General features: G+C 37.0%; 10 protein-coding genes. 2 read left to right on the top strand and 8 right to left on the bottom strand.

The window, feature by feature from the left end; translation table 11 throughout:
- Positions 1-353 precede the first annotated feature (353 nt).
- The 5 genes from QVB70_RS13165 to QVB70_RS13145 all read right to left on the bottom strand — a co-directional run bounded on the left by QVB70_RS13165 (position 354) and on the right by QVB70_RS13145 (position 4,517).
- Positions 354-2,492: a hypothetical protein gene (locus QVB70_RS13165; protein ID WP_287587070.1), complete on the bottom strand. Its 2,139-nt coding sequence runs from the start codon at positions 2,490-2,492 to the stop codon at positions 354-356.
- A gap of 9 nt (positions 2,493-2,501) precedes the next feature.
- Positions 2,502-2,759, bottom strand: a complete 258-nt coding sequence (locus QVB70_RS13160; protein WP_287587067.1) for a hypothetical protein — start codon at positions 2,757-2,759, stop codon at positions 2,502-2,504.
- Positions 2,756-2,944: a hypothetical protein gene (locus tag QVB70_RS13155; protein ID WP_287587063.1), complete on the bottom strand. Its 189-nt coding sequence runs from the start codon at positions 2,942-2,944 to the stop codon at positions 2,756-2,758. Before QVB70_RS13155 ends, QVB70_RS13160 begins: the two co-directional genes overlap by 4 nt.
- 92 nt (positions 2,945-3,036) lie before the next feature.
- On the bottom strand, positions 3,037-3,804 hold the full coding sequence (locus QVB70_RS13150) for a hypothetical protein (protein ID WP_287587062.1): 768 nt from the start codon (positions 3,802-3,804) through the stop codon (positions 3,037-3,039).
- A 233-nt stretch (positions 3,805-4,037) separates the two neighbouring features.
- Positions 4,038-4,517: an N-acetyltransferase gene (locus QVB70_RS13145; RefSeq protein ID WP_287587060.1), complete on the bottom strand. Its 480-nt coding sequence runs from the start codon at positions 4,515-4,517 to the stop codon at positions 4,038-4,040.
- Between the two features lie 160 nt (positions 4,518-4,677).
- Between QVB70_RS13145 and QVB70_RS13140 the strand changes: the two genes are divergently transcribed.
- Positions 4,678-5,871: a site-2 protease family protein gene (locus QVB70_RS13140; RefSeq protein ID WP_287587058.1), complete on the top strand. Its 1,194-nt coding sequence runs from the start codon at positions 4,678-4,680 to the stop codon at positions 5,869-5,871.
- Between the two features lie 142 nt (positions 5,872-6,013).
- Here QVB70_RS13140 and QVB70_RS13135 read toward each other — a convergent pair whose 3' ends face one another.
- Positions 6,014-6,163, bottom strand: coding sequence for a hypothetical protein (locus tag QVB70_RS13135; protein WP_287587057.1), 150 nt, complete (start codon positions 6,161-6,163; stop codon positions 6,014-6,016).
- Between QVB70_RS13135 and QVB70_RS13130 the strand changes: the two genes are divergently transcribed.
- Positions 6,157-6,570: a hypothetical protein gene (locus QVB70_RS13130; RefSeq protein ID WP_287587054.1), complete on the top strand. Its 414-nt coding sequence runs from the start codon at positions 6,157-6,159 to the stop codon at positions 6,568-6,570. The two genes, QVB70_RS13135 and QVB70_RS13130, sit on opposite strands and share 7 nt — an antisense overlap.
- 19 nt (positions 6,571-6,589) lie before the next feature.
- Here QVB70_RS13130 and dinB read toward each other — a convergent pair whose 3' ends face one another.
- Positions 6,590-7,675 carry a DNA polymerase IV gene (gene dinB / locus QVB70_RS13125; RefSeq protein WP_287587051.1) on the bottom strand — a complete coding sequence of 362 codons (1,086 nt, stop codon included), beginning with the start codon at positions 7,673-7,675 and terminating at the stop codon, positions 6,590-6,592.
- Positions 7,676-7,768: 93 nt separating this feature from the next.
- A partial coding sequence (locus QVB70_RS13120) for a hypothetical protein (protein ID WP_287587049.1) occupies positions 7,769-8,181 on the bottom strand: 413 nt, incomplete at its 5' end.

Below are 8,181 nucleotides of genomic sequence, written 5' to 3'. Positions count from 1 at the left end.
TCATTCTTCCTTGTATTTGTCATAAACACCTTTAGCTTTGTCTAAATTGCTATATTCGTATTTTTCGAAAACATCTAAATATAATAATCCTACGAATCTCTTCATGTCGTTTTCCTCCAAAAAATGTTTTAAACCGAAATGAGCGCCCCCGTCGGGATTCGAACCCGCAATCTGCCGCAAGATAAATCGTCATCAAACGTTTCTTGGGCGATCAATCTTCAAAACGTTCTAGTGAAGCATCTATCATACACAGTACGCAAGAAACAATCTCATTCTTGCAATATCGAAAATTTCTTTAGAACTCTGCCTAACTTGAGATTATGGGCGCATGTTTAAAAAAAAGAAATAGAGCGTTACGTATAGTATATTGGCTGCGTTATATCGTCGCTACTTACACATGGTTGTACATTCAACCTGTTTGCCATATTCACCGCGTCCTCTGGAGTGCCATAATAGATATAAAATCCGTATATCGCCTCTGGACGTGCGTTGTCTTCTTTAAAGTAAATATTGTTGCTATCTAAAATAACTGATGTATATCTAGTTGTCTGAACGCTTATTAAACTAACATTGTTTCCTAGATAAATCCAGCCATTAGATAAAAATAATTGACATTCTTTCGCCATAAAATCGCGTAAATTGAATATTCGTCCATTTGACATTGGTGAATATGCTATGGCGTCATCTGTTACGTTGAAATATACCCTATTTGCAACGATGTCGGATGTATTTAACTCTAGTGTTACGTAATATAATTTATCATTATATTTGGTAACGTCTAATGTATAATTCTTAAATGAACATGTAACGTTGATTGGTAGTTCTCCTGCTGTTCCCTCAGGCGTCGTCGGATTATAGTATAATGTATTTGTGCGTGTATCAATTACAACTGGTTGAGTAATATCTAACGATTGTAATAATGAATCTACAATCTTCTCCGATTCTGTAATAACATAGTTGCTGTAATCTATCGAATATTCTACTTCACACTCTCTTGGAGTCCATCCTGTTGAATCGGATACCTCAGCAAGAAGTAGTATCTTCCATAATTTATTTATATCTTCCTGTATCGATGTATTAACGCCAGAAATGTTTGACACGTACTTAAATGTCGCCTCAGCCGATAGTAATGATGTTCTGGCTTGATACCGTAATGTCATTATTTCGACATCTCGTTCATATCTATTGCGCTCTTCTCCCGACCATAAATAATTGCCGCCTTGAGTGACACATGGAATTTCTGGAATCTGTTTAACTGGTATATTTCTTTCTAAGCATACATCAACTAATTGCGAAATCGTTAAATATTGCGAATTGCGGCTATCGTAATCTCGTAATATATCTTCATACCTATGTTGCTTCTCTTTGACGTATGTGAAATCGTTCTTATTTTGATATGTATTAACTTGCTCTCCATCGTCGTAATACAACCACTTATATCCGAACGGTTCCGTAGTGCTATTATCGTCTATTTTAACGTCCCTGTTGAAAATTATGTAGGAATCGTTATTTGATTGGCAAAGTCCGTAATGTTTAAATGTATCGTTTGCATCTATATTATAATAATTATTATAAGTAGCCGTTATCATTACCAAAGTTGTATATCCATAATCTTTCATAATTTCTTTTAATGCGGGTGAATACTGCCACTCCTGACAGCCAAATATAGGACTTCGCGTAAGATTATATTTTTTTAATATTTCATCTGATATTTCAATTGATTTCCTTAATTCTAATTCGGGGTACGCAATAAAAAGTTGATCGGAATAATGCGTAACAACTAACTCCAACTGACCCCGATCATGTAGTTTTTTAAACAACTCGAAAACATCGGGGTATTTTTCAGCCATGAGTTCTATACCTAAACTTTGTATTTCGAATGTGAACGCGTATTTGGGATATCTCTCATACATCAAAAGTAAGTTTCTGATAGATCCGTTAACGATACGTTCTTCTGATATAGGATCGCCCGCTCTAAACTGCGGGTTAAAATGAAAATATGATACATAAAATTCTGCCTTATTTAATGGTACAGAATGGGTAGATGTTGTATGTGCGATAATGCTTACTACTTTTTTATATACATTAGAAACGCCATATACCTCATAGTATAGCACATATATATTTTCGCCAGCGTTCTCAACAATTGTTTTGCGTGCAACCTCTGATTTACCCCAAGAAGTTAGTATAACTATCTGAGTATCTACAGGCTTTGGTGTTGCGTTTGATTCGTCAACAATTTTTAATGTTACATGTTCTGGCTTATCTGATACAGAATGTAGTCTAATGTTTAATGTAATATCATCCCCAACTGTAACATAATCATCTACATCAGTTGTAAAATCGTCGATGACTATTGAATTTGAGGTATTAACGCCAACCATTTTAAATGCTAACATTTGCGTAGTGAATACGCTAGAAAGGATTACAAACGCGAGAATGCACAGAGGAATAACCGTAGGCGGTATTATCCTATATGGCGCACAATGCATTATTTTCCCTCATGTCATATGCAGTTCAGCAAGATAAATCCTTTTCGAATCTCTTGCATTTCTTAAATACTGCGTGTTTTCTTGTTGTAGAACCTGTACCTGTCCAGTAAAAACAGACGTAAATAATAAATAAAGAAAAAATAAAGATGAAAATTTTAATACATTATTTTGATATCTTGCGTCTTGTAATAATTGCTTGCCTTTATGTTGGGTGGTAGGCATGAGCGGTTGACCTCTCATGTTTACCACATAGATAGGTACTCTCAAATCCTATCTCCTCCTTTAACCTGCGTTACAGGAGGTCGGTTCTCCTCGCCAAAGTTATCAGTCAGTACTCTACGATGATCACTGAGCGTTTCCTCTCTGTTTAAACCACCATTTACAGAGCAAGGGACAAGAGAAGCATCCCTTGGTGTGTTCTTGAACTCTGCTGATAACGTAGATACCGTCATACACTATATGACCTCTCTTAGGCTAATCAACTAATTGCTCTCAGGTCTCACGGAACAAGCCCCTACCCTTTAGGGTGGTGGGGTAATTGACTCTATGTTCGTTTCTTTTTGTAAGAGCGCCTATATTTTTCGAAGTCAACAGAATCGTATACTTCTGCCATTTTGAAGAATATTGGGAAGAATTTTGCAACTTCAATGTCTTTGCTGATAAAGAAGATTGCGTTCAAACTGGATTGAGCCTCTTCATGATGTATAGCGAACCGCTTAATGTGGTCTCTGTATTTCAATAGAATTGCCCTTAATTGCTGCCCTTCTTTTGCAAGAAAGAGAGATCTAGCTGAGTACACCTCTGAACTTTTAACTAAAAATGCAGCATCAAATTTTTTGTCGATTTTAACAGTTTCAAGGTCAACTATTTCCTTGAACAAATCCTTTATGAGATGTTCTTCTTTTGGAATTACTTCTATCGTGATTGTTGCAGTCTTGCGAAGCGTTCCCATAAAAGCAAGTTTGTCTTGATCTTTTTGAAAATGATTAATTATTGGATGTAGTAGATTTTCACGATTCAATAAAACTAAGGCGACAGTAATATCTGACATGTATTTCTTTGGCACAGCATTGATTCGAAAGCCCGACCCTCCTGCGTCTTCGTATTCCGCCTTTCCTTTCACATACTTTGGAACTACTTCTTCAATCTTTTTTGTGTATTTTTTCTTCAACCTACGATTCTTTATAAACCCCACTATTATTGAGACCATAAATATTACGATTAGAGCACCAAAAATGATAATTTGGACGGTTAGAGGTATTGCCTGTATTATCTGTGCTAAAGCATCAAAAATTCCTTGTATCAGTATCACGCTCCTGATAAAATCGAATTCTTTGATGACTGCCTATAATTATAAAACCTACTGTTGAAGTTGAAATACTTATAACTACATAAGCAAACTTTTTTGAAAGATTTCATATGAAAGGAGGCATCAGGAATAGAGAAAAGCTTTTGAAAAAAATCTTACCAGCGATTGTGGGAATTACTGTAATAATCTTTCTGTCTTACATGGCAGGAAATCCCTTTTTGCCAAGAAGAGGTAGTTTAGAGAGGGCATGTAAATAAAAGCGCATCTTCTCCATCGCGATAGTATCCTGGAAGTACTTTCTTCTCCACATACCCTATTTTTTGATACAAGTTTACGGCCTCAATATTAGATTCTCTTACCTCCAAAAAACTCTCAGAGGCTCCATATTCTTTAAATCCCTCCAATGCTTCTTCTAAAAGTCTAGTTGCTATTCCTTTTCGTCGATATTTTTCAATAATTGCTATTGATACAATATGCCCTTTCTTAGTTAATTTGTAGCCTTTAAGGCTAGAAAAACCACGTTCTACTCTACCCATTACGTAACCGATAAGTGTATTCGTTTCAATATCCTCTGCTACAATGAATGCCTTCGGAAAACTTTCATAAAGACTCATAAAGAAAAGCCCTGGGTAGTTTTCAGGTAAGCAGGTTCTGTTGATGTGGATCACGGACGAGAGGTCCTGAGGTTGAAATAGGCGTATGTGTATTTGTTCCATCGCGCGCGCACCGCTTACATTATCACTCTTAAGCATTCTTATAGCTAATAGTTGATGACCACTCAAGTATTAAAACTGTTTTCCTTTGGCTAATATGATGGTTCCATCCAAAACGTTTTAAATTTTAGTGTATTGTTGAATCTCACGTGAGGTACCTCAAGTGGAAGACATTTCGTTTGATGAATTTGATGAACAAGAAGAAGAAGTTTCGCTCCTTGATGAATTAAGAACGCATGTTGAACAATATTTTACTATTAGAAATGCGTTTCAGGAATTCATGCCAACATTCATTGTTGAGGCGACAGAAACAAAGGAAAGCATGAAAGCACTTAAAGAAGATGTTGCAAGTCTTGGTCTTACGCCCTATCTTAGAAAATATGCATCATATGAACCTCTGCTAGTGCTAAGTTTTTTCAATCTTAATGAACGGGAAACGGGTTTTCCTACTAAAAACGTTCTTTTATTAATTGCCACAATTGCCACAGTATCACTTGCAGGCTATCTTCACGCAGTCGCCCTACTAACACTTAGGCCAGAGGCCAATCTTATCTTTGAAATTTTCTTGTTTGTAGTAGCTGTAATGGGAATTATTGGGCTGCACGAAATGGGACATTTCTTCTTATCCAGATGGTATGATATTGACGCCTCACTTCCCTATTTTATACCCTCAATTCCTCCGTTTGGCACATTTGGAGCATTCATTTCACTGCGAGAACTTCATCTTAATAGAGACGAATTGTTCGATGTTGGGGTCTTCGGTCCTGTTTTCGGATTTATCGTCACCATCATTGTTACTTTGTTCGGCATAATGTTATCACCTTTCCTTATGCCAGAAACAATTCAAGCAATTACCGAGCAAGGAGGCGGGGATTTTATATCACTCCCTGAACCTCTTCTATTTACTATGCTCATAAATCTGTTAGTCTCAACTGGATTGCTCGTTATTCCTACGGGGGCAGTACTTGTACTTCACCCGGTGGCATTTGCTGGTTGGGTTGGTATGTATATAACGGCTCTAAACCTATTCCCGATAACACAATTAGATGGGGGGCATGTTTCTCGATCACTGTTTGGAGAAAAAGGCCACAGATATGTAGGTATGGTTGCACTAGTAGTTGTATTTGTTGTTTTAGCATTTTTCAATATAGCTTCTGCTATCATCATTATTATGGTACTGCTGTTTTTCATGAGAGCCCGTCATCCCGGACCATTGGATGACGTTTCCAAATTGAGCTCAAAACGAATTATAGTTGCGATACTAGCATATGCAATACTTGTTATTTGTATGCCGATTCCTGAGGCTTTTATTGAGTTTCTTATGAACCCCTTCTCCTTTTTTTCACAATTTCTTTGAGCATTTAAGTTTTGTTTTCTTTGTCTACGATCAGTTATTGTGACATTAAATCAGTTATTTCGAACTAATTGTCACTTTAATGTGATATTTTGTAGTAAAATCATGTTTTATTGGCAAAAATAACTCAAGAATTTTGTCTAGTTTATTTAAGGCTTATTTCATTTTTATCGGCAGATTTTAACCAATAAATATCATTTTTACTTACAATATCTCCAAATGGGCACCTCTCCAAGGCTTTATAGGAAATGATGTCTTTTTCATCCATACACAAGGGGTTGTGTGTTATTGTCATTTGATGCAGTCACTATTGATTTCTACAAACCCGAAGGAGACTACCTTCGAAGAGTCGAACCGTTTAAGGATGCTGTTTTTATTACAGCACTTGAAGTCAAGACGATTTTCGATGAATTGCACGCTGTTCAGAAACAATTAGTTCGTGCTGATTTCATGTTTCGTTTACTCAAACAATATGAACAACGAGGTTTTGATCCCAACTTGATTCTTGATCTTATGCAGCAGGTGGTATCTCACTTGTTTCCCTTAAATATCAAGGCCGCTCCCCATGACACCCGACTTCAATTTAGACAAATCAAGAATATTGATAATCGCACTATCCTTTTTGGACATGTGGAGGAGCCAAAAAGCAAGGTGCGGAAGATGAAGTTTTCAGGCTGTCCAAGTATCCTCACTTTTGTTTGATAGTTCATCTGAATGAATGCTACACTTCGATGTAATTTAAAAGAGTGGTTTGTCTAGTGGTTTCATTCTTCTGCAAATTAGAAAAACGAATTCCGGTAAGACGGACTTTTCTTCTTTCATTCAAAAACTCCCTAAGAAGTCCAAAAGCGATCTCCATAGCCTGCTGTTCGTTTTGAATGGGATAAGGCACGGATTTGCTTCTCGTAAAGGTTTCAAATCCTTCAAATCGAATTGTGATTCCTACCGTTTTATAGAATATCTTATGCTCTCTTAAATATTCGTGAATTCTCGCCGACAGCGTTTCTAATGTTTTCAAAACATCTTTTATATCGGCGGTATCCTGATTAAACGTTCTTGACTTGCCAATAGATTTTCGTACATAAAAATCGCCTACAGGATTATTGTTCATGCCATGAACTATTTCCCAGATCATTTTCCCATATTTACCGAATAATTCAAGCATTTTCGGTAAGGGTGTATTTAAAAGATCTCCAATCGTGTATATTCCCTTCTCATTGTAGTATTTCTTAGTGTTTCTACCGACTCCCGGAATTTTAGTGATGTCCATGTCTTCTACGAACGATTTCACATTTTCAGGTTCGATGATTGTAATTCCATTGGGTTTATTGTGCTCAGAAGCAATTTTTGCAAACGGTTTGGTAGGTGCGCATCCGACTGAGCAAGTTATATCTAGTGTATCATACACTTCTTGGCGTATCCGCTCGGCGATATTTCTGCTCTCATCATAATCCGCACATACACCTGTAAGATCTAGGTAACCTTCATCAATCCCTGCTTCTTGACACACCGATGAATACTTCTGAATTATGCGGAAGAACTGTTCTGAAGCTTCAAGGTACTTATCGAAATTCGGTAACACAAATACCGCATCAGGACATAATCTATACGCCTTAGATATCGGCATACCAGAGTGGATTCCATACTCTCGTGCCTCATAAGAACACGTAGAAACAACACCTCTTCCTTTTCCCCTTTTAGGATCCGCTCCTACAACTAATGGCAAGCCTTTATACAGTGGATTATCTCTCACTTCGATAGCGGCAAAAAAACAATCAAGGTCGACATGAAGAATAATACGCTTCATTTTTTCCAAATATGAAGAGAATGAAGTAATCGAATATATAGATAGGGAGACTGGCATAGAAGTGATAAACCTAACAGGATTCTTATCCCTATGTCAACTCTTTGCTTCTTTGATTATTTCCTCCACGTTTTCATAGGTTCTTTCAGGGACTAATTCTAAGTAATAACTCGCATGTACTCTCTCTGTCTCCGATTTATCGATAACTTTCCAACCCTGTTCTTCTAAAAGCCCCTTTTTTGTTATAGGGAATTTTGTATCTTCCATCAACACTTCCCGCAAAGATTCAAGACCCAATTTCTTTGTGATTCTAGGAAAAGAACCAGATTTTAGAAAAACCTTTAACCGCGCCGCATCTTTATACATTCTGATCCCATGAAAGGCAAGCATGATTTTTCTTGCTTTTAACTCCCTTGCCTTTTGATTGATTTCTTTGAGCTCGCTATCAGTGAATTGATACAGGGTGTGGCGCCCCTTTCCGAAGAGTCTTGAGTACAACACATCTGACT

It is taken from the genome of Candidatus Borrarchaeum sp., assembly GCF_019058535.1.
Classification (GTDB): Archaea; Asgardarchaeota; Sifarchaeia; order Borrarchaeales; family Borrarchaeaceae; genus Borrarchaeum; species Borrarchaeum weybense.
Note: the sequence above shows the minus strand (reverse complement) of the source record. Positions and strands in the feature narration are given on the sequence as shown.

Excerpts from the sequence above, each read along its gene's own strand:
- QVB70_RS13165 (WP_287587070.1), bottom strand. The coding sequence starts at position 2,492 with ATGCATTGTGCGCCATATAGGATAATACCGCCTACGGTTATTCCTCTG.
- QVB70_RS13155 (WP_287587063.1), bottom strand. The coding sequence starts at position 2,944 with ATGACGGTATCTACGTTATCAGCAGAGTTCAAGAACACACCAAGGGAT.
- QVB70_RS13145 (WP_287587060.1), bottom strand. The coding sequence starts at position 4,517 with ATGGAACAAATACACATACGCCTATTTCAACCTCAGGACCTCTCGTCC.
- QVB70_RS13135 (WP_287587057.1), bottom strand. The coding sequence starts at position 6,163 with ATGACAATAACACACAACCCCTTGTGTATGGATGAAAAAGACATCATT.
- dinB (WP_287587051.1), bottom strand. The coding sequence starts at position 7,675 with ATGAAGCGTATTATTCTTCATGTCGACCTTGATTGTTTTTTTGCCGCT.